Origin of the sequence: Sulfitobacter sediminilitoris (assembly GCF_010667575.1) — a bacterium.
GTDB lineage: Bacteria > Pseudomonadota > Alphaproteobacteria > Rhodobacterales > Rhodobacteraceae > Sulfitobacter > Sulfitobacter sediminilitoris.
Genome location: NZ_JAABNT010000001.1, coordinates 361013 through 385879, shown reverse-complemented (window position 1 = coordinate 385879; position 24867 = coordinate 361013). Strand labels below are relative to the sequence as shown.

The 24867-nt window shown below is 59.3% G+C and carries 23 protein-coding genes and 1 pseudogene; 15 read left to right on the top strand and 9 right to left on the bottom strand.

Translation table 11 applies throughout. From position 1 onward, the window contains the following. Window positions 1-57 precede the first annotated feature (57 nt). The 7 genes from GV827_RS01880 to glmM all read left to right on the top strand — a co-directional run bounded on the left by GV827_RS01880 (window position 58) and on the right by glmM (window position 9671). On the top strand, window positions 58-573 hold the full coding sequence (locus GV827_RS01880; protein ID WP_164351987.1) for a DUF6446 family protein: 516 nt from the start codon (window positions 58-60) through the stop codon (window positions 571-573). A 64-nt stretch (window positions 574-637) separates the two neighbouring features. Continuing rightward, window positions 638-2866, top strand: a complete 2229-nt coding sequence (gene glyS, locus GV827_RS01875; RefSeq protein ID WP_164351986.1) for a glycine--tRNA ligase subunit beta — start codon at window positions 638-640, stop codon at window positions 2864-2866. A 74-nt stretch (window positions 2867-2940) separates the two neighbouring features. Further along, a complete protein-coding gene (locus GV827_RS01870; RefSeq protein WP_164351985.1) occupies window positions 2941-5523 on the top strand; it encodes a putative PEP-binding protein in 2583 nt (860 codons plus the stop codon). 114 nt (window positions 5524-5637) lie between these two features. Continuing rightward, on the top strand, window positions 5638-6279 hold the full coding sequence (locus GV827_RS01865; RefSeq protein ID WP_235930003.1) for a cell wall hydrolase: 642 nt from the start codon (window positions 5638-5640) through the stop codon (window positions 6277-6279). A 103-nt stretch (window positions 6280-6382) separates the two neighbouring features. After that, window positions 6383-7306 carry a dihydroneopterin aldolase gene (locus tag GV827_RS01860; RefSeq protein WP_164351984.1) on the top strand — a complete coding sequence of 308 codons (924 nt, stop codon included), beginning with the start codon at window positions 6383-6385 and terminating at the stop codon, window positions 7304-7306. Between the two features lie 62 nt (window positions 7307-7368). After that, window positions 7369-8328: a dihydropteroate synthase gene (gene folP / locus GV827_RS01855; protein WP_164352188.1), complete on the top strand. Its 960-nt coding sequence runs from the start codon at window positions 7369-7371 to the stop codon at window positions 8326-8328. Beyond that, window positions 8325-9671: a phosphoglucosamine mutase gene (gene glmM, locus GV827_RS01850; RefSeq protein WP_164351983.1), complete on the top strand. Its 1347-nt coding sequence runs from the start codon at window positions 8325-8327 to the stop codon at window positions 9669-9671. Before folP ends, glmM begins: the two co-directional genes overlap by 4 nt. 33 nt (window positions 9672-9704) lie before the next feature. Here glmM and GV827_RS01845 read toward each other — a convergent pair. Continuing rightward, window positions 9705-10625: pseudogene (locus GV827_RS01845) on the bottom strand (DMT family transporter). A 30-nt stretch (window positions 10626-10655) separates the two neighbouring features. Here GV827_RS01845 and GV827_RS01840 point away from each other — a divergent pair. Beyond that, window positions 10656-10967, top strand: a complete 312-nt coding sequence (locus GV827_RS01840; RefSeq protein WP_164351652.1) for a hypothetical protein — start codon at window positions 10656-10658, stop codon at window positions 10965-10967. A 40-nt stretch (window positions 10968-11007) separates the two neighbouring features. Here GV827_RS01840 and ilvC read toward each other — a convergent pair whose 3' ends face one another. Beyond that, a complete protein-coding gene (gene ilvC, locus GV827_RS01835) occupies window positions 11008-12030 on the bottom strand; it encodes a ketol-acid reductoisomerase (protein WP_164351982.1) in 1023 nt (340 codons plus the stop codon). Between the two features lie 136 nt (window positions 12031-12166). Between ilvC and GV827_RS01830 the strand changes: the two genes are divergently transcribed. Next, window positions 12167-12622: an Lrp/AsnC family transcriptional regulator gene (locus GV827_RS01830; RefSeq protein WP_164351981.1), complete on the top strand. Its 456-nt coding sequence runs from the start codon at window positions 12167-12169 to the stop codon at window positions 12620-12622. Then, complete coding sequence (locus tag GV827_RS01825) at window positions 12619-13074, top strand: Lrp/AsnC family transcriptional regulator (RefSeq protein WP_164351980.1); 456 nt, start codon at window positions 12619-12621, stop codon at window positions 13072-13074. The genes GV827_RS01830 and GV827_RS01825 overlap by 4 nt, the downstream gene beginning before the upstream one ends. Window positions 13075-13079: 5 nt before the next feature. Here the strand turns inward: GV827_RS01825 and GV827_RS01820 are convergent, their stop codons facing one another. Beyond that, complete coding sequence (locus GV827_RS01820) at window positions 13080-14171, bottom strand: Hint domain-containing protein (protein WP_164351979.1); 1092 nt, start codon at window positions 14169-14171, stop codon at window positions 13080-13082. A 311-nt stretch (window positions 14172-14482) separates the two neighbouring features. On the opposite strand from GV827_RS01820, the gene GV827_RS01815 reads away from it, so the two are divergent. Both GV827_RS01815 and GV827_RS01810 read left to right on the top strand, forming a co-directional pair. Next, window positions 14483-14632, top strand: coding sequence for a hypothetical protein (locus GV827_RS01815; protein ID WP_164351978.1), 150 nt, complete (start codon window positions 14483-14485; stop codon window positions 14630-14632). Window positions 14633-14833: 201 nt separating this feature from the next. After that, the gene (locus GV827_RS01810) at window positions 14834-15958 is read left to right on the top strand and encodes an aminotransferase class V-fold PLP-dependent enzyme (RefSeq protein ID WP_164351977.1); all 1125 of its coding nucleotides are present in this window, start codon (window positions 14834-14836) and stop codon (window positions 15956-15958) included. Between the two features lie 96 nt (window positions 15959-16054). Here the strand turns inward: GV827_RS01810 and GV827_RS01805 are convergent, their stop codons facing one another. Together GV827_RS01805 and GV827_RS01800 are read right to left on the bottom strand one after the other, a co-directional pair. Next, on the bottom strand, window positions 16055-17251 hold the full coding sequence (locus GV827_RS01805) for a UbiH/UbiF family hydroxylase (protein WP_164351976.1): 1197 nt from the start codon (window positions 17249-17251) through the stop codon (window positions 16055-16057). 10 nt (window positions 17252-17261) lie between these two features. Next, window positions 17262-17909: a pyrimidine 5'-nucleotidase gene (locus GV827_RS01800; protein WP_164351975.1), complete on the bottom strand. Its 648-nt coding sequence runs from the start codon at window positions 17907-17909 to the stop codon at window positions 17262-17264. A gap of 107 nt (window positions 17910-18016) precedes the next feature. On the opposite strand from GV827_RS01800, the gene GV827_RS01795 reads away from it, so the two are divergent. Next, window positions 18017-18670, top strand: coding sequence for a GntR family transcriptional regulator (locus GV827_RS01795; RefSeq protein ID WP_164351974.1), 654 nt, complete (start codon window positions 18017-18019; stop codon window positions 18668-18670). Here GV827_RS01795 and GV827_RS01790 read toward each other — a convergent pair. Together GV827_RS01790 and carA are read right to left on the bottom strand one after the other, a co-directional pair. Next, window positions 18633-20549, bottom strand: a complete 1917-nt coding sequence (locus GV827_RS01790) for a glycosyltransferase family 2 protein (RefSeq protein ID WP_164351973.1) — start codon at window positions 20547-20549, stop codon at window positions 18633-18635. The two genes, GV827_RS01795 and GV827_RS01790, sit on opposite strands and share 38 nt — an antisense overlap. A gap of 86 nt (window positions 20550-20635) precedes the next feature. Further along, entirely contained in the window at window positions 20636-21811 is a 1176-nt protein-coding gene (gene carA / locus GV827_RS01785; protein WP_164351972.1) for a glutamine-hydrolyzing carbamoyl-phosphate synthase small subunit, read from the bottom strand. Window positions 21812-22008: 197 nt separating this feature from the next. On the opposite strand from carA, the gene GV827_RS01780 reads away from it, so the two are divergent. Continuing rightward, window positions 22009-22467, top strand: coding sequence for a GatB/YqeY domain-containing protein (locus tag GV827_RS01780; RefSeq protein WP_164351971.1), 459 nt, complete (start codon window positions 22009-22011; stop codon window positions 22465-22467). Between the two features lie 91 nt (window positions 22468-22558). Here GV827_RS01780 and GV827_RS01775 read toward each other — a convergent pair whose 3' ends face one another. After that, the gene (locus GV827_RS01775; RefSeq protein ID WP_164351970.1) at window positions 22559-23200 is read right to left on the bottom strand and encodes a class I SAM-dependent methyltransferase; all 642 of its coding nucleotides are present in this window, start codon (window positions 23198-23200) and stop codon (window positions 22559-22561) included. Between the two features lie 99 nt (window positions 23201-23299). Between GV827_RS01775 and GV827_RS01770 the strand changes: the two genes are divergently transcribed. Next, on the top strand, window positions 23300-24184 hold the full coding sequence (locus tag GV827_RS01770) for a LysR family transcriptional regulator (RefSeq protein ID WP_204325665.1): 885 nt from the start codon (window positions 23300-23302) through the stop codon (window positions 24182-24184). Here the strand turns inward: GV827_RS01770 and GV827_RS01765 are convergent. Then, window positions 24181-24663, bottom strand: a complete 483-nt coding sequence (locus GV827_RS01765) for a DUF2244 domain-containing protein (RefSeq protein ID WP_164351968.1) — start codon at window positions 24661-24663, stop codon at window positions 24181-24183. The two genes, GV827_RS01770 and GV827_RS01765, sit on opposite strands and share 4 nt — an antisense overlap. Window positions 24664-24867: the final 204 nt, after the last annotated feature.

Here is a 24867-nt window from a genome sequence, read left to right as displayed (position 1 = left end):
CGAGTTCCATTTTGATGCACAAGGCACCACCAGCCGCAGCACGGAGCACGCAGCATCATGAGCGGTAAAATCATGGGGATCGTGATCTTGTTGTCAGCGGCACTGGCGGGCGGGGCGCTGTACTACCTGCAAATCTACGGTTTTTACGAGGCCGTTTACGACGAGGACGTGCAGCTTGTAGCACTGGCCACGGACGCGCCGGAGACCATCGTCTTTGACAACTTCGAGGCCATCGACGCGGAAAGCTCGCCCATTCGCTACCGCGCCTGTTTCACCACGCCGCAGAGCCTGGCGTTCTTTACGGAGACCTACGTGCTGGCGCCTGACATCACCCCGCGCAACGCGCCGGGCTGGTTTGACTGTTTTGACGCCGCCGCCATCGGCGCGGAGCTTGAGGCGGGTACGGCGCTTACATTTCTGAGTGGCAAGAACGTCGCCTACGGGGTCGACCGTGTGGTGGCCATCACGCAGGACGGGCGCGGCTATGTCTGGCACGAACTGAACGACTGCGGCGACAAAGCCTATGACGGTACTGTTGTCGGTGAGGAATGTCCGCCTCTCCCAACGGATTGATCTGGACCGCCCAACCCCTTGCCGTTATCCCCCCTTCAAACCCCGTTCTATCTGAGGAAATTCCGTGCCTGACCTGCTGATTGAGCTTTTCTCCGAGGAAATTCCCGCGCGGATGCAAACCCGCGCCGCGGAAGATCTGCAAAAGATGATCACGAATGGTCTGGTCGAGGCGGGGCTGACCTATGCCTCGGCGGCAGCATTCTCGACCCCTCGGCGTCTGGCGCTGACGGTGGAAGGGATGCTGGCCGAAAGCCCCTCTGTCGTGGAAGAGCGCAAAGGCCCCAAGGCGGACGCGCCCGAAAAGGCGATTGAAGGCTTCCTGCGTGGGGCAGGGGTCAGCCGCGATGATCTGGAAGAACGCGAGACGCCTAAGGGCAAGATTCTCTTTGCAAAGATCAACAAGCCGGGCCGTCCGGCAACCGAGATCGTCGCAGAGGTGTTGGAGCATACCATTCGCCATTTCCCGTGGCCCAAGTCGATGCGCTGGGGCAATGGCAGCCTGAAGTGGGTGCGTCCTTTGCATTCGATCCTTTGCATCATCGTGTCAGAGGACGGGGCCGAGGTCGTCCCTATGCAGGTCGATGGGATCGAGTCCGGCAACACCACCAGTGGACATCGTTTTCTGGCCCCCGATGAGATCACGATCGCAAGCTTTGACGATTACGAAGCCAAGCTGAAGCGCGCGAAAGTCGTTCTGCGCGCTGACGAGCGGGCCGAAACCATTTGGCATGACGCCACGAACATGGCCTTTGCAAGCGGGCTTGAGGTGGTCGATGACGCGGGCCTTCTGGCTGAAGTCTCGGGCCTTGTCGAATGGCCCGTGGTGCTGATGGGGCGGATCGCGGATGATTTTCTGGGTCTGCCGCCAGAAGTGCTGCAAACCTCGATGAAAGAGCACCAGAAGTTCTTTTCGGTCAGGAACCCCAAGACAGGCCGGATCGAGCGGTTTGTCACCGTCGCCAACCGCACGACAGCGGATGAAGGCGCGACCATTCTTGCTGGCAACGAAAAGGTGCTTTCGGCGCGGCTGGCAGATGCCAAGTTTTTCTGGGAAAACGATTTGCGCGTGGCCAAGTCCGATGCCGGCATGGCAACGTGGGTCAAAGCGCTAGAGAACGTGACTTTCCACAACAAGCTGGGCACGCAGGCCGAGCTGATTGAGCGCATGGCAGTGCTGTCGCGCGAGCTGGCCCCGATGGTGGGCGCGGACCCTGTTCAGGCAGAGCGGGCGGCGCGGGTGGCCAAGGCCGATCTGTCGTCCGAGATGGTCTATGAATTCCCCGAGTTGCAGGGACTGATGGGGCGCTACTATGCGCAGGCGGCAGGGTATCCCGACGCGGTCGCCGCTGCGGCAGAGGAACATTACGCGCCTCTGGGGCCATCTGACGATGTGCCGACAGCACCCGTGTCGATGGCCGTGGCACTGGCCGAGAAGATCGACAAGCTGACCGGTTTCTGGGCGATCGATGAGAAGCCGACAGGCAGCAAGGACCCCTTTGCGCTGCGGAGGGCGGCTTTGGGTGTGATCCGAATTTTGGTCGAGAACGATCTAAGCGTGCCGCTTGACCGGTTCATCGGTGCGCAACTGGTGCGAAACAAGGGCCAGGCGCATGATGACATCCACGACGGATTGATTGCCGATCTCGTGGCTGAAATCGCGCACCACGGTGTTTTCGGTGCTGCTTTCAGAACAATCATGGAAAAAGCGGATCACATCTTGCACCCCGAGACTGTCGAAAAGCTTGAGGTTCAGGTGCCGCATAAATCCGGCGATCTTCTGTCCTTCCTGCACGACCGTCTCAAGGTTTACCTGCGCGATCAGGGCGTGCGCCATGATGTGATCGACGCGTGTATTGCAATGCCTGGTAATGACGATCTGACGCTTTTGGTCAAACGCGCCCGGGCGCTGTCCGAGACGCTCAAAACCGACGACGGCGAAAACCTGATTCAGGGCTTTAAGCGTGCGAACAATATTCTTAGCCAGGCCGAGGAGGCCGATGGCGTGGAATATTCGTATGGCGCCGACATCAAGTTTGCCGAGACAGACGAGGAGAAGGCGCTTTTCAAAGCTTTGGATGCAGCAGAGGCGGTGATCGCGCCGGCGATGGAAAAGCAGGACTTTACCACCGCCATGTCGGCGATGGCTGAACTGCGTGGCCCGATTGATGCGTTTTTCGATGCCGTTCAGGTCAACAGCGATAACGCGACGGTGCGCCGCAACAGGCTGAACCTGCTGAGCCGCATCAGGACGATCTGTACCTCGGTCGCGGATCTCGCGCGCGTGGACGGCTGACTGTCTGACGGTCCGCGGGCAAGGCTGTCTAGCCCGGTTGACAACACGCTCTTGCCAGACGGCGCGAAGCGCCTATGCTGCACCTGAAATCAAGAGGTGCTGCGGTGCAGAATAATCCCAACACGACGCTGGTGACACCCACCGCGCCGATCAAGAATGAAACCCACGGGGGTCGGGCCAAGTGCCTGCAGCGGCTTGTCCGGCTTGATCTGCCGGTGCCGCCCACGGTGGCGATTTCGTTTCAAGCGGTGCAGCGCATTGCCACGGGCGATATGCCGGATGTCGCTGCTGTCGTGGCCGAGATGCCAGAAGGTGCGCTGATGTGTGTGCGTCCCTCGAGCCAGGATCCCGATTGGGGTGGGCCGGGGGCGGTTCTGAACATCGGCATCAACAACCAGCGTTTCCAAGAGTTGTGCGAAAGTATTGGTGAGGAAGCGGCCGCCGCCATTTATACCCGTTTCGTGCAATCCTATGCGGTGAATGTCGCGCGCCTTGACCCGGATATGTTTGACGATGTGACAGGCGATGGCCGTTCTGCTCTGGCGCAGTCGCTTCATGCCTACGAGGTCGAAACCGAAGAGGAATTCCCTCAGGACCCCACCGTTCAATTAACTGCCGTGCTGCGCTCCATGGCGCGGGCATGGGACGGCACCTCGGCTCGCTTGCTGAGACAGGCCAAGGGTGCCCCTGGTGATGCTGGCCTCGGACTTGTGGTGCAGGAAATGGCCTTTGGCGTGGGGCAGGGGCAGTGCGGCTCGGGCGTGCTGCAACTTGTCGACAGCGAAACCGGCCTGCCGCAGATCACGGGGCGTTACCTGAGCCAGTCGCAGGGGCGTGATGCGCTGCAAGGGGATGCGGCGACGATGTATCTGACCAAGGATCCGCGGGGGCCGTCGCTGGAAGAGCTGGCGCCGGAGGCCTTCAAGGAACTGGTTGAACACGCGGCTTTGATGCGCAGGAAACTGCGCGCGGAAATGCAGGTGGAATTCGTGATCGAAGACGGCAAACTGCATATTCTTGACGGTGTGCGTGTGGCCCGGTCGTCTCGGGCGGCGGTCCGAATTGCGGTGGCCCTTGCCGACGAGGGCATCATTCCGCGCGAGGAAGCGCTGATGCGTGTGCAGCCACGAACCCTAACAGAACTTTTGCACCGACAGGTAGAACCGGGTGCCAAGCGCGATGTGATCGGGCGTGGTATCGCCGCCAGTCCCGGGGCGGCGACCGGCAAGATGGTGTTTTCCGCAACAGATGCGCAGGCAAGTGCCTCGCGCGGGGAAAACTGTATTCTGATCCGGCGCGAGACCAGCCCCGAAGACATCCGCGGCATGCATGCTGCAGTCGCCGTTCTGACCGAACGCGGTGGAATCACCAGCCATGCGGCTGTGATCGGGCGTGGCATGGGCCTTCCGTGCGTGGTGGGGGCATCAAACCTGAAATTCAACGCACGCCGCAAACAACTGATCACCAGCGATGGCCGTGTGTTCAATGAAGGTGACGAGATTACGGTCGACGGGTCCAGCGGGGAGATCATCGCCGGCGCGGTCGAGATGAGGGAAGCCGCATTGGACGACAATTTCACGCGATTGATGGCTTGGGCCGAGGATGCTGCAGATATTGGCATTCGAGCCAATGCCGACACACCCGCCGACGCGCAGACCGCGCGCAACTTCGATGCTCACGGCATCGGTCTTTGCCGGACGGAACATATGTTTTTCGATCCCGGTCGATTGACCGTGATGCGCGAGATGATCTTTGCCGAAACCGGGGAAGACCGCCGTGCTGTGCTGGAACGCCTGCTGCCGATGCAGCGAGATGACTTTACCCAGCTGTTCCGCATCATGCAGGGACAGCCCGTCTGCATCCGGCTTTTTGATCCGCCCCTGCATGAGTTCCTCCCGATGGATAAGGCCGGTCAGCGCGAGCTGGCTGATGCGCTTGATCTGCCGCTATCGAACGTGACGCGCCGGATCGAGGCGATGTCAGAATACAACCCCATGCTGGGTTTGCGTGGCGTACGGCTTGGCGTGACGGTACCCGAGATTTACGAGATGCAGGCCCGCGCGATATTCGAAGCGACGATTGAGGCCAGCCGCGACGGGGAGCCGGTGGTGCCGGAAATCATGATCCCACTGGTGTCAGCCAAGCGTGAGGTCGAGCTTGTAAAGACATCAATCGATGCTGTGGCCGCTGCGGTGCGTAACGAACAGGACGCGATCTTCACCTATCGGCTGGGTGTGATGGTCGAGACGCCGCGCGCGGCGTTACGGGCTGCGGAAATTGCCCCAAACTGTGCGTTTCTCAGTTTTGGTACCAATGACCTGACACAGATGACCTACGGCCTGTCCCGTGACGACGCAGGGCGTTTCATGTCGGACTACGTCCAGCAGGGTGTTTTTGCCGAAGATCCGTTTCATGTGCTTGATACTGATGGTGTAGGAGAGCTTTTGCAGCTGGGTGCGGCACGCGGCAGACAGGCGCAACCGGGCATCACCCTATCCATTTGTGGCGAGCATGGCGGTAACCCCGAATCAATTGCATTTTGCCGTGATGCGGGATTTGATTATGTTTCTTGCTCTCCGTTTCGCGTTCCGGTAGCAAGGTTGGCAGCGGCCCAGTTGGCGATCAGCCACAAGATTGGGTACCCAGATGCGGGATAAGTGCTACAAAATGTAGCTATGGGCGGGATTCAGCGTAACGCTTTGTCCTTGGGTTGTCCCTGTGGATAAATTTGTTTAGGCGCTGGCCATCCGTAATTACCGTTGAGTCTGCCAATGTCTGCCCTTCGTCGTTCGCTCTTTGCCCTTATGCTGGGCGCGTTAAGTGTTGTGCCGCTGACCGTTTCCGCGTCGTCGGAAAAAGCAGAGGACCTTGCACGGATTGAAGCACAGGGGCTGAAGTCAGCTGGCACCAAGCGGCTTCAGGAGTTTGTCGCACAACCCGCCGCACCAAAGGGCAGCGTTCAGTTTTCGCGCAAATGGATTGATGCACAGCCTAAGGCCAGTGGGTCTGAACAATGGCGGTGTCTGGCCGAGGCACTTTATTTCGAAGCGCGTGGAGAGACCGTAAAGGGCCAGTTTGCCGTGGCTGAGGTGATCATGAACCGCGTGAAAAGCGCACGCTTTCCCGGATCGTTGTGCGCCGTAATCAATCAGGGCACCGGCAAGAAATACCAGTGCCAGTTCACATATACTTGTGATGGTTACGCCGAAGTTATCGCCGAACCGCGTGCGTTTGCCCGCGTAGGCAAGGTCGCGCGGTATATGATGGACGGAGAAGTCCCCAGCTTGACCGATGGTGCCACGCATTACCACACGACCGCTGTGCGTCCGCGCTGGTCCAAGGTCTATACCCGTACGGCAAAGATCGGCGTGCATCTTTTCTACCGTCATACATGGCGTACCGCGTCCAACTGATCCGGTTCTGACGGTTTCGAACGCTGGCCTGCCGGAAACCGGGCTGATAGATGTGCGGAAGGCGGGCTAAACCGCCTTGATCAGATCAGTTGAGGGCCAGTCCATGTCAAACGAAGTCCGACTTGCTTTTGCCCACCCCTCTGAACGGGCCGAGGCGATGGCCGGGGCCGACCCGCTTGACCGAATTTCCCTGCGAGACCACATCGTCGAGGTTGAAATCGGTGCTTTTCAGGCTGAGCGCGGGGTTACCCAGCGCATTTGTTTCAATGTCGTCGTCGAGGTGCAGCCGCTGAGTGGTCCTATCGACGATGATGTGGACCGCATTCTCAGCTATGACCGGGTCACCGAAGCCATCGCCGCTGAGTTGGCGGTGGAGCGGCTGGCGCTGCTTGAGACATTGGCCGAGCGTGTGGCAGAACGCATTCTGCTTGAGCCGCAGGCGGTACGTGCCTTCGTGCGCATTGAGAAACTGGACCGGGGGCCGGGGGCACTGGGTGTCGAAATTGTGCGCGCCCGCGAAGGTGAGCCGACACCGGTGTTGGAACAGGACGATGCGCCGCATCCTGAAATGGTGTTTCTGAGCAATGCTGCCATTGCCTCTCCGCACCTGAAAGGCTGGCTGGACCAGTTGGAGGCGTTGGGCAGTCCATTGATTATCTGTGTCGGGGCGGACGACGTGCCCGCCCCCCAAGTGCCACACAAGATGGCGCAGCGGCGGATTGACCTGCTGGCCATCGAACAGAACGCTTGGGTGCTTGCCGCACGCGATGACCGCTGCGTTGTCGTGGAGACACGCACGGAACTCGACTGGGCGATGAAGAACGGCCAGACTTGCGTTTGGGCCCCCTCCAAGATTGTGCTCGATTCCGTGGATACCCCTTCAGCGCAGCCGCGTGATGCCGTCGCTCTTGCCGCGTGGTTTGCAGCGACCTTTGATGCGCAGGAGATGCTTGTGATCGGTGCTGACTTGCCGACGGGCACCAATGTCCCCTTGCGCGCAATGCCCGTGGATCAGATGCACCTGTGACTGGCACGCGCGACTATTTTCGCCCATTGGTGCAGGTGGGCCCGGGACGTCCCACGGGGGCGATGCGGCTTGCTGGTGGCTGGGGGTGGTTCACTCATCTGGAAGTCCTGGCACGGGGACGCCTGCCGCAAGTGATCCCTGTCTCTGAAGCACCGGGGGAGGTCATCGACCGGCTTTCCGCGCCACGGTCCGATGTCGGTAATAATGACCTCGCACAGCCTCGTGTGATGGGCATTCTAAATACCACCCCGGACAGCTTTTCCGATGGCGGGCTGCACGCGGCGGCGAAGGATGCAGTGCGCGCAGGACAGGAGATGCAGAAGCTGGGTGTCGATATCATTGATATCGGGGGCGAATCTACACGACCCGGCGCCGCTACGGTCGATCCGGACGAGGAAATCCAGCGTACCGTACCTGTGATCAAGGGGCTGCGCGATGCCGCCGTGAATACGTTGATTTCAATCGACACCCGCAAAGCCAAGGTTGCCGAAGCCGCCGTTGCAGCCGGTGCGGGCCTGATCAACGATGTCTCCGGCTTTACCTATGACGCGGATCTGGCCCCTTTGGCGGCGCGCCATGACCTGCCGGTTTGCGTGATGCATGCGCTTGGTGATCCGGCAACCATGCAGAACGATCCGCAATATGATGATGTGCTTCTGGACGTCTTTGATTTTCTTGAAGGCCAGATCGCAAAACTGGAACAGATCGGCATCTCGCGAACCCGCATCATCGCGGACCCCGGTATCGGATTTGGCAAGACGCTTGAGCATAACCTGACCCTGCTGGCGCGATTGGGCCTTTTTCACAGTCTTGGCACGCCGATCCTGCTTGGTGCGTCGCGCAAACGCTTTATCGGAACGATTGGCGCCGCACCGCAGTCAGATTCCCGCGCACCGGGAAGTCTAGGGGTCGCATTGGCCGCTCTTTCCCATGGTATCCAACTTGTGCGAGTGCATGATGTCCCTGAAACAATTCAGGCCATTGCGCTTTGGCGGGCGGCCATGTCAGGAAGACATCTATGAAAAAGCTTTTTGGTACGGATGGCGTGCGCGGCACGGCCAATGTTCACCCGATGACGCCGGAAATGGCGCTGCGGATTGGCGCGGCGGTGGGGCGACAGTTTCGCCGTGATCACAGCGCCGTGCACCGGGTGGTGATCGGCAAGGACACGCGTCTGTCAGGCTATATGTTCGAGAACGCGCTGACGGCGGGCCTAACCAGCACAGGCATGAACGTGCTTTTGCTGGGGCCTGTGCCGACCCCTGCGGTGGGTCTGCTGACCCGGTCGATGCGGGCTGATCTGGGGGTGATGATTTCCGCCAGCCATAACCCTGCGCATGACAACGGTATCAAGTTTTTTGGGCCAGATGGGTTCAAATTGTCCGATACGGTCGAGGCTGAGATTGAGGCGCTGGTTGAAAGCGGGGTGGAGCCTGCAGACGCCGGCGAAATCGGTCGCGCGAAACGCATTGACGATGGCCGCTACCGCTATATCGAACGGGTGAAGTCTTCGTTCCCGCGTCAGATGCGGCTTGACGGCCTGAAGGTCGTCGTGGACTGCGCCAATGGTGCGGCACATCGTGTTGCTCCTGAATGCCTTTGGGAACTGGGCGCGACAGTCATCCCCATGGGTGTTTCTCCGAATGGGCACAATATCAACGAAGGGTGCGGATCAACCCAGCCGCAGGCGGCAGCCGAACTGGTCGTCGCGCATGGCGCGCATCTGGGTCTGTGTCTGGATGGGGATGCGGACCGGGTGATCCTGATCGACGAAAAAGGCAAGATTGGCGACGGTGACCAATTCATGGCGTTGATGGCCGCAAGCTGGGCGGAAGAGGAAAAACTCAAAGGTGGCGCACTGGTTGCCACGGTGATGAGCAACCTTGGCCTTGAGCATTTCCTTGAGGCACGTGGTCTGCGGCTGGAACGCACCAGCGTCGGTGACCGATATGTTGTGGAGCGGATGCGCGAGGGTGGCTTCAACCTGGGCGGCGAACAATCAGGCCACATCGTCATGACAGATCACGCCACCACGGGCGATGGCCTTATGGCAGGTCTGCAATTTCTGGCCGAGATGGTGCGCTCTGAAAAAACGGCGTCGGAACTGCTCCACCAGTTTGAGCCAGTTCCGCAATTGCTCAAGAACGTGCGATTTCAGGTGGGTCAGACACCTCTTGAGGCTGACCTCGTCAAAGGGGCAATTGCTCAGGCCGAGGCAGATTTGTCGGGTGGGGGCCGATTGTTGATCCGAAAGTCAGGTACAGAACCGCTGGTACGGGTTATGGCCGAACACGAGGATGCGACGCTGATGGAACAGGCCGTCAATACGGTCGTGGCCGCGGTGGAAGGTGCTGTGAGTACCTAAGTTTAGTCGTCAGGCGGAGGCGATACGCTCGCTTCACGGGCCGCCAAACATCCGCCGTAGCGCGCCGTATTGGCTGATCCCCAGCCCGGCAAGGATCAGCACCATCGCGTAAAGCAGCGCGGCCGGAAGCGGTTCGCTCAGGATCAGTGCACCCAGAACCACGGACCATACCGGAACCTGATAATTCACCAGTGACATGAACACCGGTCCCGCGCTGCGCACCACCAGCACGCGCATGAAATTCGCCATTGCAGTGGGGACAAGGCCCAGAAATGCGAGAACCAGCAGGATATTCGGGGCAGGAAGCGGGGGCGGACCTTCAACGATGAAGGCGGTAGGGATGATCAGGCAAGAACCAATGATCAACAGGATCGAAGCCAGTCCAATCGGATCAATGGCCGGCAGTCGGCGCATCAGGGTCGAACTCGTGGCATAGCAACTGGCGCCGCCGATGCAGGCAAGCCGTCCTGCGGTCTCAAGCGATTGACCGGAGGTTTCAAACGCCTGTCCCCCAATCAGGATGACCACGCCGACGAAGCCCACAACAAAGCCAAACACCCGTCGCGGGGTCAGCCGCTCTCCCGGCACGAAGAAATGTGCCAACGGCAGCACGATCAGCGCGGTCGAGGCCATGGACACCCCGGCAAAGCCCGATGTCACATACTGCTGCCCCCAGGCCAGAAGGGTAAAGGGGATCGCCCCGCTAAGTCCGCCAACGGCGATGAGTGTGAAGATTATCTCCCGATCAGGCGGTTCGGCAAACAGCGCAAAGCCACGAATGGCCCAGATGAACAGCATGACAGCTGCGGCAAAACCGACCCGTGCTGCAGCAAGTCAGAATGGGGTGATGCCGGTCAGCGCCACTTCGGTCACCAAGAAGGTGCCACCCCAGACAAAGGCAAGCACGGCAATCATCAGCCAGCTTTTGTATGTGATCTGAGGGGCTTGGGGCATCTTTTTCACTTTTTGCATCAATGAGGCGCGGTGGGGCGGGCCGGGCAATACCGAACAGTTCTCGGCATCCTGATGTCCTCGACGTGGGTGCTGCGACAATTTGGTTGGGAACGTCAGGTAGGTGGCGGCGTTTGTCCGTCAACGCAAGAAGCAAAACAGGAGACTACTCTCATGGACTGGACATCACTTGTCGGCGCAATGTTTTTCTTCACCCTGCTGCTCGTGGCGACATTCGCCTTTGTCAGCAAGCAGAAGACAGAAAAGCGTATGAAAGACCCAACAGCGGAAAAATCAACGCTCGCCAAGGACAAATCATCGCACGGCAAACCCGCCGACGTATAAATCGAAAAAGGCCCGGGATCTGCTCCCGGGCCTTGGTTTTTTAGTTCTTTGCCTTGTCGACCATCTTGCCGGCAGAGATCCATGGCATCATCTCACGCAGCTTTGCACCGACCTGTTCGATCTGGTGTTCGTCGTTCATGCGGCGGGTGCCTTTGAAGAATGGTTGACCCACAGCGTTTTCCTGCATGAAGTCACGGACGAACTTGCCGGTCTGGATGTCGGTCAGGATACCTTTCATCTTCGCCTTTGTTTCATCGTAAGGCAGAACGCGCGGGCCCGAGACATATTCGCCATATTCGGCGGTGTTGGAGATCGAGTAGTTCATGTTGGCGATGCCGCCTTCATAGATTAGGTCCACGATCAGCTTCACTTCGTGCAGACATTCGAAGTAGGCCATCTCAGGCGCATAGCCTGCCTCGACCAGTGTCTCAAAACCCATGCGGATCAGCTCGACCAGGCCACCGCAGAGAACCGCCTGTTCGCCGAAGAGGTCGGTTTCACACTCTTCACGGAAGTTGGTTTCGATGATGCCGGAGCGACCACCGCCGATAGCGGAACAGTAAGACAAGCCGATTTCCAGCGCCTTACCGGATGCGTCGCGGTCAACAGCCACAAGGCAAGGCACGCCGCCGCCCTTGGTGTATTCGCCGCGTACCGTGTGGCCGGGACCCTTTGGCGCCATCATGATGACGTCGATGCCTTCCTTGGGCTCGATCAGGCCGAAATGCACGTTCAGGCCGTGGGCGAATGCGATGGCAGCACCTTCGCGGATGTTGTCGTGCACGTACTTCTTGTACGTCTCTGCCTGAAGTTCATCGGGCATGGTGAACATGATCACGTCGGCCCATGCAGCGGCTTCGGCGATGCCCATGACCTTGAGACCTTCGCCTTCGGCTTTAGCGGCAGAGGCGGAGCCTTCGCGCAGAGCGACGACGAGGTTCTTGGCACCTGAATCGCGCAGGTTGAGGGCGTGGGCGTGGCCCTGGGAGCCGTAGCCGAGGATGGCGACCTTCTTGTCCTTGATCAGGTTCACGTCGCAGTCACGGTCGTAATAAACGCGCATTTGGTTTGTCCTTTGATTGGGTGTCTCTCTGTCGGGCAACATAGGGAAGTCTGACTGAGGTGCTATGGAGATTTCGGTAGTATTTGGCGCATAGTGAAGATAATCATTCGCTGAAAATCATTATTCCGGAAAATTCATGCTTGATGATCAGGATCGACGGTTGCTGCGCTACTGGCAGGCCGACCCCAGCCTTAGCCCCGGTGAGCTGGCCGAGCGTTGCGGCATGACGCCGGGCAGGGCAGCACGGCGCATCGCGCGAATGGAAGAGGCGGGGGTGGTGGAAGGTCTGGGTGCAGTCATCAACTGGTCCGCGCTTGGCTATTCTGTCGAGGTGTCGCTGCGTGTGACGCTGGACAAGACCCAAGGCAATGCCTTTGACAGTTTTCTGGCAGAGGCGCGCAAAGTGCCCGAAGTGATCGAGGTTCAGACCTTTCTGGGCCGGGTTGACGCGCGCCTGTCCATTATCGCCCGCGACATGGCGCATTATCAGGAAATCTACCGCGCACGTATCCTGACCCTTCCGCACATCGCAGATATTGAGGCGCTGATGCACGTCGCGCGGATCAAGTCCGAGGAAACCCTGCCGCTATGACCGAATTGGACGAGATTGACCGCAAGCTCATCCACGCGTTGGGCCGCGATGCGCGGCAGTCGGCCAGTGCGCTGGGAAAACGCTTTGGCCTGTCGCAACCGGCGACGTGGCGGCGGATCAAGCGGCTGGAAGAGGCAGGTGTGATCGCTGGTAAACGTTTGCGGCTATCGGCAGAAAAACTGGGTTTTGGCGTCACGGTCTTTCTGGGCATCAAACTCGCCACCAAGGGCCGCGTATCACTGGAAGATTTCGAGCGGGCAGTATCGGCAATCCCGGAGGTGCAGACGGTTGAGCACGTGTTGGGGCTTTATGATTACCGCCTGCGGGTGGTGGCGCGGGATCTACCGGACTTTGAGCGCGTGTTGCGTCGTCGGATCATGACGCTGCCCGGCGCGGGAGAGGTTGAGGCGAATGTGCTGCTGAGCGAAGAGCGGATGCCGGGGCCGCTCTAGCACACTTATGCCACGTCGTGCAGCGCTGCGGCCTCTCGCCCTGAAAGTGTGTAGCGCGACAGCGTACTGTCGCTGTCATTCAGCGCCAGCTGTGGAAAAATGCGAATGATCTCGTCCCGCGCTTCGACATCGACGCTTTTGAGTGTTTGAGCACCGGGAAAAAGCGATTCCGCCGGGCAGCCTTCGGCAAAGACGATTTGATGTTGGTCACACAGAAAATGGTAATAGCGGACCTCCCTGCAAGGCACGATCCGTATGGAGCCGTCATTGACCAGATGCTTGGCCGCCACCAATACCTCTGCCTCACCAAACATCAATTCTGCCATGGGGCCGGTGATCAGCATCCGGTGATTTTGCGAAACGATCAGGGGGCGGATATTCCCAAGCGCCCCGGCAGCGATGTGGACGGGTGCATTCGGCCCGGTTCCCGGGACCCTTTGGTTCCCGATCCAGCGGATTTCCTGTGGTCCGTGATCCAGTGTGTTGACCATGTCCCCTTCGGTCAATGTCTCAATGAAACAAGGGCCTGAGGGGGTCTCGATCAGTGTTCCCTTGGCAAAACAGACGTACAGCAATTCATTGAGGTCGTCAGCGAAAGCTGCATCCGCTTCCTCGTCCGGAGAGATGATTCCGTCGCCGTCGGTATCAATGTCTTCGTTCGTGGGGACGACATAGGGGCCGTTGTTTGCCGCGATGGTGGCCAGAATGTCGACCCCGGCGACAACGGCCAATTCACCCAACACAGGTGCGCCAGCATCAGCTGAGGTCAGGCCGCTGCCGTCAAACTGCAGATAGCGATCGCCCATGTTGTTACGGCCATCGTCGATGTCGGCTGTGCCAGTGTAGGTATAGAGTGCTGTCTCGTAATAGTAGTCCGTGGCGTTGTCATAGACGGTCACGCCTGTGATGACTGAATCGCCCGTCAACACGCCATCGACGGTGACATTTGTCACCGTGAACACAATGATATCGTCCCCCTCAAACACGGCGTTGCCATCGTGGATCATGAGATTGCCGCCATTGCTGGCGTTCGTGTTCGTGGTTTGAGGGTCGCCTATGATGCTGAAACCATTCAGCAAAAGCGTTGTTTCTGCCATCCGCCTGCTTTTTGCTCTGCTTTTTTTCGGGGTCTGCGCCCCGTGTTTGAGACAAGATTACGGCAAACTGTGCTGGGTGTGGAATATTGTTAACCGGGCGTTAATGATTCAGTTTCAGGGGAGTCCTTTCGGCAACAGCGGATCTGCACTTCATCGCCTGTTCGCGCTGCGGCGGATCAGCGCTTACCCATCGCGAGACTGTCAAACTTGCAGGAAAGGGTCTGCAAGATGCCTCATTCGGGTCTTAATGTTCTCGGATAGAGTGTGGATAACAAGGGCCGAAACAGCGAACGAATACGGAAAACCTTTTGATGCAACCGATCACATTTCAGGACGCCCTGTGGACGGGAGCAGAATATATGACGATCCCGTCAGCATCTGATCGCAAGGAAAGCCGCTGGAAACTGGTGATCTCGGCAACCGTGCTGTTTGCGTCAGGAATCTTGTACCTCTCAATTTGAACCAAGAGGCTTTGTTTGCACCGCTTGCCTTGGCGGCCTGTGATCAAGTCTGATTGCCCGCGCGGCCCAGAATGCCATTGGCGAATGCTGATTGCGCACGGATCATACCAGTTCAAGCTCGCTCAATGTATACCAAGATAGGCTTTGCACATCTTCCGGCACACTCTTATGCATGGCGCAAAGAGACTGAGGAGATCACGAATGGCATTGCTTGATACGGTAGACCCACAAGGGCTTGAAGAATTTTCTGTGGTTTTCACGGACCGTTCCCTGAACCACATGAGCGCTACGTTCCAGCAGGTGATGCGCGACATCTCTGACATGCTGATGGATGTGTACAAGGCCGACGCGGTGGCCGTCATCCCCGGTGGCGGCACCTTCGCGATGGAGGCCGTGGCGCGCCAGTTTGCACGCGGTGTGGATGCGCTGGTGGTTCGCAACGGTTGGTTCTCCTACCGCTGGTCGCAGATCATCGAAACAGGCGGTCTGACGGCGAAGACAACCGTGCTTAAGGCCCGTCAGCAGGGCAATTCGCCCACGTCGCCCTTTGCGCCAGCGGCCATCGAAGATGTTGTCGCCGCGATCCACGAAGAAAAGCCGAAAGTGGTCTTTGCCCCGCATGTTGAGACTAGTGCAGGCGTGATCCTGCCTGATGACTACATCAAGGAGATGGCCGCGGCGGCGCATGAGGTTGATGCGCTGATGGTACTGGACTGTATCGCATCGGGCTGCGCTTGGGTCGATATGCGCGCGCTGGGTGTCGATGTGGTCATCTCGGCCCCGCAAAAGGGCTGGTCGGCCTCACCTGCTGCAGGTCTTGTGATGATGTCCAAGCGCGCCGAAGCGCGTCTGGCCGAGACGACGTCGGACAGTTTTTCCATCGATCTGGGCAAATGGCGCGCCATCATGAAGGCCTATGAGGACGGCGGCCATGCCTATCACGCAACCATGCCGACGGATGCGTTGCGCACCTTCCGCGACACCATGCTTGAGACCAAAGAGTTCGGCTTTGAACGCCTGAAAGAGGCGCAGTGGAAGCTGGGCGAGGGCGTGCGCAAGATGCTGGCTGACAAAGGTGTGCAGTCTGTTGCCGCTGAAGGCTATGGCGCACCCGGCGTAGTGGTCAGTTACACCAGTGATCCCGAAGTGCAGAACGGCAAGAAATTTGCGGCCAAGGGCATGCAGATTGCGGCCGGTGTGCCGCTGCAAGTGGGCGAGCCTGAGGGCTTTAGCACATTCCGCCTGGGATTGTTCGGACTGGACAAGCTTTATGACGTTGAAGGTACACTTGGGCGGCTGGCCCCGGTTGTCGAAGACGTTATCTGACGCGTTTGGTGCAAGGTAACCTGCACCTTACATCCTCGTCTGAAATGCCGCCTGTCCCTGCTTCGTACGCCGCGCGTCTGGGGGGCAGGCTCGGTTTTACCGCACACCCAATCCCATTTGCATCAGCATCTTGCGCACCGGTGCCATGGCATAGAGCGCATCCAGCCCGGCCGCCCGCGCATCGCGTGCCAGCGGATGATGCGCCTGACTTACGCGGTTCAGCAGATCAATCCCGTTGATGCGCAACTGCACATCGCTGTAGCGCGCCTTGTGATAGGCCTCCAGCATCTTGGCATCGCCAAAACTGTCCCGGTTTGCCTGTGCCAATTCCAGAAGAGTTGAGAGGTCTTTCAGGGACATGTTCAGTCCCTGCGCGCCAATGGGGGGCAGTACATGCGCCGCCTCTGCGATCAGTGCTATGCGTTCGCCTGAAAGACGTTCAGCGTGCTGGCTGATGATGGGCCAGATGTTGCGGGGGCTGACCAGCGTCAGAGGGCCAAAGAGGTGACAAGAGCGCTCGGACATCTCTTCCTCGAATGCGGCCACGTCCATCTCGGCACGTCTTTGTGTCTCTGGCCCGTCATCCATCCACACGATCGCAGAACTTGGCATGCCATCGCGATCGGGCAGCGGAACCAATGTGAAAGGCCCACCGGTGCGGTGGATTTCGGTGGAGACATTGTCATGGGGGATCGGATGCGTCACGGCAAAGGCCAGCGCCTTTTGCCCGTACCGGCGGGTATGGACGTCAATCCCCGCCGCATGCCGCATGGGGCTCTCACGCCCGTCCGCCGCGACCACGAGGCGTGTCATGATCTTGGTACCGTCCGTCAGGCCGACCTTGGCGCTGGCGGTGCGGGTAAACAACGACGTGGTGCCAGTGCCGGGGCGGAAATCCACGTTCGGCAAGGCTTTCAGTCGCCCCACCAGTTCGCGGCGCAGCAACCAGTTGGGGAAATTCCAGCCAAAGGGCATGTCGGAGATTTCTGCCGCGTTGAATTCCCGCGTAACGCGGGGCTCTGCCACTTCACCCCCGGCATCGACCACGCGCATGATTTGCAGGCTTGCCGCATGAGGCGCGAGCGCATCCCAGACGCCTGCGCCCTCCAGCACCTCGCGGGCCGGTTGCAGCATCGCGGTTGACCGCATATCGGCCCCTTCCGCGTCGCGGTCGGTGATTGGGGGGGCAGGGTCCACGCAAATGACGTCAAAGCCCGCAGTGCCGAAGGCGGCTGCGGCTGTCAGCCCGGCGATGCCGCCACCTGAAATGAGCATGTCGCAATCATATGTCATGGCGTAAAACCTAGTCCCTTAACTGTCCAAGGAAACGGGACAAATCGTCCGTGTGGTATTCGATGTGATCCGCGTGCTCAGGGTCGGGGGCGACATGGACAGTGCGCATTCCCATGGCATGAGGCACAGCCAGATTGCGCGGATCATCCTCGAACATGGCGGCCTTGGCGGGGATCACGCCATCGGTGCTGAAGACTTGCGCAAAGGCGGCATGATCCGGTTTTGGATGAAAGCTCGCATGCTCGACCCCGTAAACCGCATCGAATAGCCCGGACAACCCGCGCGCTGACAGCACCCGTTCGGCATAGGGTGCGCAGCCATTGGTATAGACGATCCGCCGCCCCGGCAGTGCGCGAATGCGTTCCGCCAGATGTGGATCAGGCTCCAGCCGGTCCATCGGGATGTCGTGCACTTCTTCAAGATAGGGCAGCGGATCGACGTCGTGTTCGCGCATCAATCCCGCCAGCGTGGTGCCGTGCGTCCGCCAGTAATGCAGGCGCAAGTGGTCAGCCGTCTTGCGGTCCACCCCGAGCGCGTCCATGACCCAGGTGGTCATGCGCACTTCGATCAGATCGAAAAGCCGCGCGGAGGGCGGGTAAAGCGTGTTGTCGAGGTCGAAGACCCAGGTATCAACATGTGAGAAAGCATCGCGTGGCATATGCCCCAGTTAGAGCCTTGGGTGCTGACCCGCAAGGGCGCGACGCGAGGCCGCGCTTGCGCAAATGGACGCGGGCAGTAAAGTGGCGGGACGTAAAGGAATTCTTCATGACCGCACCCAAACCCGGCTCTACTGACGCCTATTCATTGATCCTTGATGCAATCGATACTGGCGTCTATCGCCCGGGCGACCGGCTGGTGGAAAGCGAATTGGCAGACCGGTTCAACGTGTCGCGCACACCGATCAGAGAGGCCCTGCAACGCCTTGAAACGCAGTCTCTTTTGGCGCGAGAGGGGCGCAGCCTGATCGTCGCTTCACTGGATCACAACCAGACTGCCGAGCTTTATGTCGTCCGCGGAGAGTTGGAAGGGCTGGCCGCCCGGCTTGCCGCACGTCACGCGACCGAAGAAGAGGTACGCGTGTTGCGCGAGATGGTCGAGGCGGATAATGCGCTGATTGGCGATCCGACAGCCCTGTCGCGCAGTAACCGGCGTTTTCACAAGCAAATCCACCTTGCCTCGCACAATCGGTATCTGGTGCAGCAGCTTGACCTTGTTTACCGCTCCATGGCGCTGATGGCGACGACGTCACTTGCCGTTGAAGGGCGGGGTGAGATTGCGCAGGCCGAACATGACAAGATTGTCTCGATGATCGAAGCGCGCGACGAGGAAGGTGCCGATGCGGCGCTGCGTGCGCATATCTCGGTTGCTTTCGTGACCCGTCTCAAGCAAGAGGCGGCGCGGCTGGAGGCAGAGGGATAGCGTCTGTCTGAGGGGTCACGCCATGTTCTGTCTTGTCCCAGAAGAAGGGGCTGACAACGAATTCATACAATCCCTTGAACGCGGCCAAAGCACCCAGCGGAAAATAGAAGGGCGTGGTGAACACCCACCACATCAGGTGCCTGTGTGCCTTTCCCGAAACGGCAACCATCGACAGCCCAAGGTTCAGCGTTTCGGCCAGAATGAACGTGATGATCATTGCCCACATCACCGGCGTACCCAGTGTCAGTTCAACGGGATGCGCCACACCGGCCAATGCCAGCCAGAACGACCACAGCAGCGGTGCGCAGGCGAATTGGCTGAACGTGGCCAGCAACATGGTCTGCACGCCTATGAAACGCACCCAACCCAGGTCCGCCTTCAACTGACCCGGATGGCGCATATGCACACACCATGTGATGAGAAAGCCCTTGAGCCATCGCGAACGTTGACGCACCCAGGGCCAAAGACGGCAATTCGCCTCTTCGTAGGTGACCGTTGGCAAAAGCTCGGTCACGTAGCCTTGCCGCGCCAGCCTGACGCCCAAATCGGCATCTTCCGTCACATTATGCGCGTCCCACCCGCACAGTCTTTCAAGAATGTTCCGGCGGAAAAACAGGGTCGTGCCGCCCAATGGGATGACCAGCCCCAGGCGCGCGACACCGGGCAACAAGACCCGCCACCAAGATGCATATTCAATTGTGAAACAACGCGATAGCCAATTTGCGTCAGAGTTGTAGTAATCCAAGATCCCTTGCAGACAGGCCACGTTGGCAGGTGCTTTTTGAAACCGGCTCACCACCCGTTCGATTTGATCGGGCTCCGGCGCATCTTCGGCATCCCAGACGCCGATGATGCTGCCCTGACAGAAATCCAATGCATAGTTCAGCGCGCGCGGCTTGGTGGTCAGCTGATTGGCCTCTGGGACTTCGATCACGCTGATCCAGGGCGGCAGCTCAGTATGAGAAAGGGTTTCTCTGGTCACCCGGTCGCCTGCTTCAAGCACCAGCACGACCTCCAGTTGCGACTTGGGATATGTCAGTTTGCTGAGCCGCGAAATCAGTGCGCCGGTAATCTCTTTCTCCTCAAGCAGCGGCACAAGAACGGATACCATCGGCAGGCGGTAGGGCAGGTCGCGTCGCGGGACGAACGGTACCGGGGCTTCCGGTGCCTTGTGTACGATCTGCACCCACAGGGCTGCTGCCTTTAGTGTGGTTGTCGCGACCAGCGTCATGACCGCCCAGAGCATTGCGATGGTTAGGGTCCACAGCGGTGCAATTACTGTCGCGATCAGCACAGGTGTGATAAACGCCAGCGCCCAAAGCCCCCGCACCGTGCTGCTGATGTCCCAGGTGCGGCAACTCACAGCGGCAGGCACGCGCGTAGCTGCCTTGTGCGCCAGTTCCGCGCCATACAGGTTAGATATCTGGTCCTTGATCTGTTGCTCTTCGGCGATCACCGGCAGGATCGTCTGCACCCGTGCGCCAAGTGCCGTTCGTAGCGCGTCAAATTCATGTGGTCTGCTTGTGGCAACCAGCAACGTGCCCGCCATGTCCAGCCAAGGCACTGCGCGATACTGCAGGCACAAAGAAACTGGCAACCGGTCTGCCAGACCATCCTGTGGCGGATCGCGTTCCAGATCAACCAGCTGCGCATGATACTGCTCTGACAGGGCGATCATGACGTCTTCACGCCCGGCCAGGCCTTCTGCGATCAGAATTTCGCCCAAAGGCGCATCAACGTGGCGCTGCATGTCCAGCGCGTGCACCAGATCGTTGCTTTGGATCGCGCCTGCCTCAACCAGATGGCGCCCAAGGGGCATCTTTGGTTTGACACGCCGGGCGATACGCGGTTCGGAAAGATGAAGCCGCAGGTTACTCATCACGGGGCCTTACAGTGGTAATGTAGGGCCTTCGTGACAGTCTATGGTTAACTATCAGTTAATGGCGTCGGGCCATGTCCCGCTGCTCAGGCTTTTTCCTTTGCCTGTGTACGATCTGCCATTGCGGCGGCAAAGCGTTCGAACAGATAGTAGCTGTCCTGCGGACCGGGTGATGCCTCGGGATGGTGCTGCACGGACCATACTGGACGATCAGCCATGCGAATCCCGCAGTTCGAGCCATCAAAGAGCGAAACGTGGGTCTCCACGACACCCTTAGGCAAGGTCTGGGCATCCACGGCAAAGCCGTGGTTCATCGAGGTGATCTCGACCTTGCCTGTGTCGTTGTCCTTGACCGGGTGGTTGGCACCGTGGTGACCGTGGCTCATCTTGATGGTCTTGGCACCAAGGGCGAGGGCCAGCATCTGGTGACCAAGGCAGATGCCAAAAACGGGCAGTTCCGTCTTGTCCAGCACATCGCGGATCATCGGCACGGCGTATGCGCCGGTCGCCGCCGGATCGCCGGGACCGTTTGACAGGAACACACCGTCAGGATTATGCGCCATCACGTCCTGAAAGGTTGCACTGGCGGGCAGCACCGTCACTTCGCAGCCCGCTGACGCAAGGCACCGCAGTATGTTGCGTTTCGCACCGTAATCCACCGCAACGACCTTGTGTTTGGGGTCGGTCTGCTTGGGAAAGCCGTCCGGCCATGCCCACCGCATCTCATCCCAGCGGTAGGATTGTGCGCAGGTCACGTCCTTGGCCAGATCCATGCCCTCAAGCCCGGCAAAGCTGCGGGCGGCTTTGATCAGCGCCTCGATGTCAAAATTGCCTTCGGGATCATGGGCAAGGGCGACATGCGGTGCGCCCTGATGGCGGATCGCACGGGTCAGGCGGCGTGTATCGACGCCGCCGATCGCGATGCGCCCACGCGAGGCCAGCCAGTCAGACAGCGGCTGCACATTGCGCCAGTTCGACGGATCCGTCGGCATCCATTTAACCACCATGCCCTCGGCCACGGGGTCGCCGGTCTCATCGTCCTGCGGGTTTGTCCCCACGTTGCCGATATGGGGGAAGGTGAAGGTCACGACCTGCCCGGCATAGGAAGGATCCGTCATGATTTCCTGATATCCGGTCATGGCAGTGTTAAAGCACAACTCTGCCACGGTCTGGCCCGTGGCGCCAAAGCCCATGCCGTAGAAGAGTGATCCGTCCGCAAGAGCAAGGCAGGCGGTCGGGCGGTCAGTTGCGGGCGCGATCATGGGGCAGCCTCCGGCAGGGTATGACAGGGTAAACGATGCGGAAACTACTTGTCGCGGCTGGCAGGGTCAAGGCCGAAGCGGAAATGAGATTTCATATAAAAACAAGGACTTAACGCGACGATACCCCCATTGCCTGTCTGCCGCGCATTGGCTATGTTGCGAAACTTGAAAATTCAATCGCAAGGGAAAGACTTGTCATGGTTCTGCGCACGCGCATCTCGGACGCTCTCAAACAGGCAATGAAAGACAAGGACGCGGGCAGGCTGAGCACGCTTCGGCTGATCAATGCCGCGATCAAGGACAAGGATATCGCGGCACGCGCCAACGGGAACGACGATGGGGTCCCGCAGTCAGAGGTCCTCGCGATCCTTGGCAAAATGGTCAAACAACGCCAGGAGTCGGCCCGCGCATATGAAGAAGGCGGGCGGCTTGACCTGGCCGAGCAGGAACGCAAGGAAATCGCGATCATCGAAGAATTTCTGCCGCGCCAGTTGAGCGAAGAAGAAACCAACGCCGCGATTGATGCCGCCATTGCCGATATCGGCGCCGAAAGCATTCGTGACATGGGCAAGGTGATTGGCGCCCTGAAATCGAAATATACCGGTCAGATGGACTTTGGCGCAGTCGGTCCGGCGGTAAAGGATCGCCTAAGCTGATTTAGTTTTTCGGCACTCCATCAGATATTTATCTCGTAAACTTAAAGTGATGGTTGAACAAAAGGGGAGGTGCTCTCTCCCTTTCGCTTTGTCATGTTGGTTTTTGCGCGATCATAAAGACAGCTTTTCGTGGGCCGGGACACCATTGCGTGTGCATCTCCAGCCCCGCATCGGTCATTGCCGCGCGCAAGTCTTTCTCCGACAGGTAGGTAATCAACGGCAGTAGGCCGAGGGCGCGGCCGGGTACCGAAATCAGTTTGAAAAATGACAGGCCGTCGGCCATGCATACCGTACTGGTGACAAGATATCCGCCCGGAACCAATCGCGCAGCCATTTGTCGTATTACGCGAGCTGGATCGCGCAGCAGATGCAGGATGCTGTGGGCCATGATCATATCGAACTGCCCCCAATCGAGCGGAATATCCTCGGCGGCACTTTGCGTGAAGGTCACGTTGCGCACGCCGGCTGCCGCTGCCTTGGTCCGCGCGATGTCGAGCATGCCGCCCGCGAGGTCGGTGGCGTGGATGTGCGCCACCTTGGCGCTGTGGTGAAGGGCGGTGGAGCCGGTACCGCAGCCGATCTCAAGTACCTGCATGTCCGGGTGCATCAGTTCTGCGGTCTCGCGCAGCTTGTACTCGTAAGAGGCCTGATCGGAGATGGTGCTTTTGGCATAGCGGGGCGCGATGCGGTCCCAAAAACGGGCGTCACGGGCGGTAGGGAGTGAGGCAGTCATGGCGGGCTCTCCGACTTCGGTCATTAACTACCGGCTGGGTAGACCATAAATAAACGCATTGGAATTGACAATTTTTGTTCAATAGATATGCATTTTTGCATGGATTGGCGTTTGGTAACTTTTGACTGGAATCGCGCGCGGGCTTTTCTAGTCACAGCAGAGGAAGGTTCGTTGTCGGCAGCGGCGCGGGCTTTGGGGCTGACCCAGCCGACGCTGGGGCGACAGGTGGCCGGACTTGAGGATGAGCTGGGCGTCGCGCTTTTTGAGCGGGCGGCAGGTGGATTGACGCTGACGCCGTCTGGTCTGGAGATGATCGAACATGCCCGCGCGATGGGAGAGGCGGCAGCCGGGCTGTCGCGGGTCGCTACAGGGCAGTCCCAATCGGTGGTAGGGCAGGTCAGCATCACGGCGAGTGAAGTCATCTCGGCCTACGATCTGCCACCCGTGCTGGCACAACTGCGTCGCGACCATCCGGGTATCCATATCGATGTTGTTGCCAGCAATGATGTCCGCGACCTGCGCAGGCGCGAGGCAGACATCGCGCTGCGCAATGTGCGCCCCACGGACCCCGAACTGATCGCGCGCAAGCTGAAATCGGGTACCGGGCAGCTTTTTGCGACGCCGGCCTATCTTGGAAAATTCGGACCGCTTGATGGGCCCGAAACACTGGCAGAGGCGGAATTCATTGGCTTTTCTGAAAACGCACGGTTGGTTGAGGGGTTGAATGCTGCGGGCCTTCCTGTCCGCGCAGACCAGTTTGTCCTGACAAGCGCGTCGATCCTTGTTCAATGGCAGATGGTGCAGCAAGGGCTGGGTATCGGGATCATAACGCAAGGGGTGGCGGACGAGATGCCAAATCTGGTGCCAGCGGCACCATGGATGAAGCCTTTTGAGTACGAGATCTGGCTGGTCGCTCACCGTGAGTTGAGTACCAGCAGGCGCTTGCGAATTGTCTTTGACGCCTTGGCCGAGGCGATGGGTTAGCGCTTTAGCGAGCGCTGTAGATCGTCGAAAAGCTCAATCCGTTCTTCTTCGCTCAAGAACGCGCCGATCTCGACCTCGCGGCCCTCACCGCGCAGGGTGACGTACTGTGGCACCGGGCCGTCCTTTTCGTATTTGGTGACGGTGGTCCAGTAGCGGTTGCATTCCCATTCCTTGACCTCGCCCTTGGGCGTGGTGTGGATCAGGCGGGCGGTATCGTTGTCAAGTGTCAGGACTTCTTCAATCTGGCGGGATTTGTGATTGGATTGCAGTGCAAAGTACATCCCCGCAACGGCCAGCATCGCGAAGGGCAGGATGCCCCACAGCAGTATCGTCCCCAGTAGTGTCATGGTCGGGATCAGGATCAGCGTAAAGGTCGTCAGGATAAAGGCGGCAAAGCCTTTGGCAGGCAGTGATTGATGCGGCCACAGGCGCATTTCCTGCGCCGAACTTTCGGGGGCTGTTGTCCATTTGTAGGGCATGGTCTGGTTCCGTATGCTTGCTGACTGCCAAGATAGCGGGTCTTTGATGGGCGGCAATGTGGCAATCTGTTGCGCGCGGCGGCGCGCTCATCGGCTGGCGCTTCTTCGCTTTGAGGGATGCGGCGACCGTGGGCGCGTGCGTCTGGCAGTGGAGGGCTGCGGGTTCACCATCCCTCCGGTCTGGAGCCACCCTTGATTGATCCC

Coding starts and splice junctions, on each gene's coding strand:
- GV827_RS01795 (WP_164351974.1), top strand. CDS start 18,017: ATGACCGCACCCAAACCCGGCTCTACTGACGCCTATTCATTGATCCTT.
- GV827_RS01800 (WP_164351975.1), bottom strand. CDS start 17,909: ATGCCACGCGATGCTTTCTCACATGTTGATACCTGGGTCTTCGACCTC.
- GV827_RS01880 (WP_164351987.1), top strand. CDS start 58: ATGAGCGGTAAAATCATGGGGATCGTGATCTTGTTGTCAGCGGCACTG.
- GV827_RS01870 (WP_164351985.1), top strand. CDS start 2,941: ATGCTGCACCTGAAATCAAGAGGTGCTGCGGTGCAGAATAATCCCAAC.
- GV827_RS01865 (WP_235930003.1), top strand. CDS start 5,638: ATGTCTGCCCTTCGTCGTTCGCTCTTTGCCCTTATGCTGGGCGCGTTA.
- GV827_RS01765 (WP_164351968.1), bottom strand. CDS start 24,663: ATGCCCTACAAATGGACAACAGCCCCCGAAAGTTCGGCGCAGGAAATG.
- carA (WP_164351972.1), bottom strand. CDS start 21,811: ATGATCGCGCCCGCAACTGACCGCCCGACCGCCTGCCTTGCTCTTGCG.
- ilvC (WP_164351982.1), bottom strand. CDS start 12,030: ATGCGCGTTTATTACGACCGTGACTGCGACGTGAACCTGATCAAGGAC.
- GV827_RS01825 (WP_164351980.1), top strand. CDS start 12,619: ATGACCGAATTGGACGAGATTGACCGCAAGCTCATCCACGCGTTGGGC.
- GV827_RS01830 (WP_164351981.1), top strand. CDS start 12,167: ATGCTTGATGATCAGGATCGACGGTTGCTGCGCTACTGGCAGGCCGAC.
- GV827_RS01815 (WP_164351978.1), top strand. CDS start 14,483: ATGCAACCGATCACATTTCAGGACGCCCTGTGGACGGGAGCAGAATAT.
- GV827_RS01860 (WP_164351984.1), top strand. CDS start 6,383: ATGTCAAACGAAGTCCGACTTGCTTTTGCCCACCCCTCTGAACGGGCC.
- GV827_RS01780 (WP_164351971.1), top strand. CDS start 22,009: ATGGTTCTGCGCACGCGCATCTCGGACGCTCTCAAACAGGCAATGAAA.
- folP (WP_164352188.1), top strand. CDS start 7,369: ATGCGGCTTGCTGGTGGCTGGGGGTGGTTCACTCATCTGGAAGTCCTG.
- GV827_RS01770 (WP_204325665.1), top strand. CDS start 23,300: ATGGATTGGCGTTTGGTAACTTTTGACTGGAATCGCGCGCGGGCTTTT.
- GV827_RS01820 (WP_164351979.1), bottom strand. CDS start 14,171: ATGGCAGAAACAACGCTTTTGCTGAATGGTTTCAGCATCATAGGCGAC.
- GV827_RS01805 (WP_164351976.1), bottom strand. CDS start 17,251: ATGACATATGATTGCGACATGCTCATTTCAGGTGGCGGCATCGCCGGG.
- GV827_RS01810 (WP_164351977.1), top strand. CDS start 14,834: ATGGCATTGCTTGATACGGTAGACCCACAAGGGCTTGAAGAATTTTCT.
- GV827_RS01790 (WP_164351973.1), bottom strand. CDS start 20,549: ATGAGTAACCTGCGGCTTCATCTTTCCGAACCGCGTATCGCCCGGCGT.
- glmM (WP_164351983.1), top strand. CDS start 8,325: ATGAAAAAGCTTTTTGGTACGGATGGCGTGCGCGGCACGGCCAATGTT.
- GV827_RS01775 (WP_164351970.1), bottom strand. CDS start 23,200: ATGACTGCCTCACTCCCTACCGCCCGTGACGCCCGTTTTTGGGACCGC.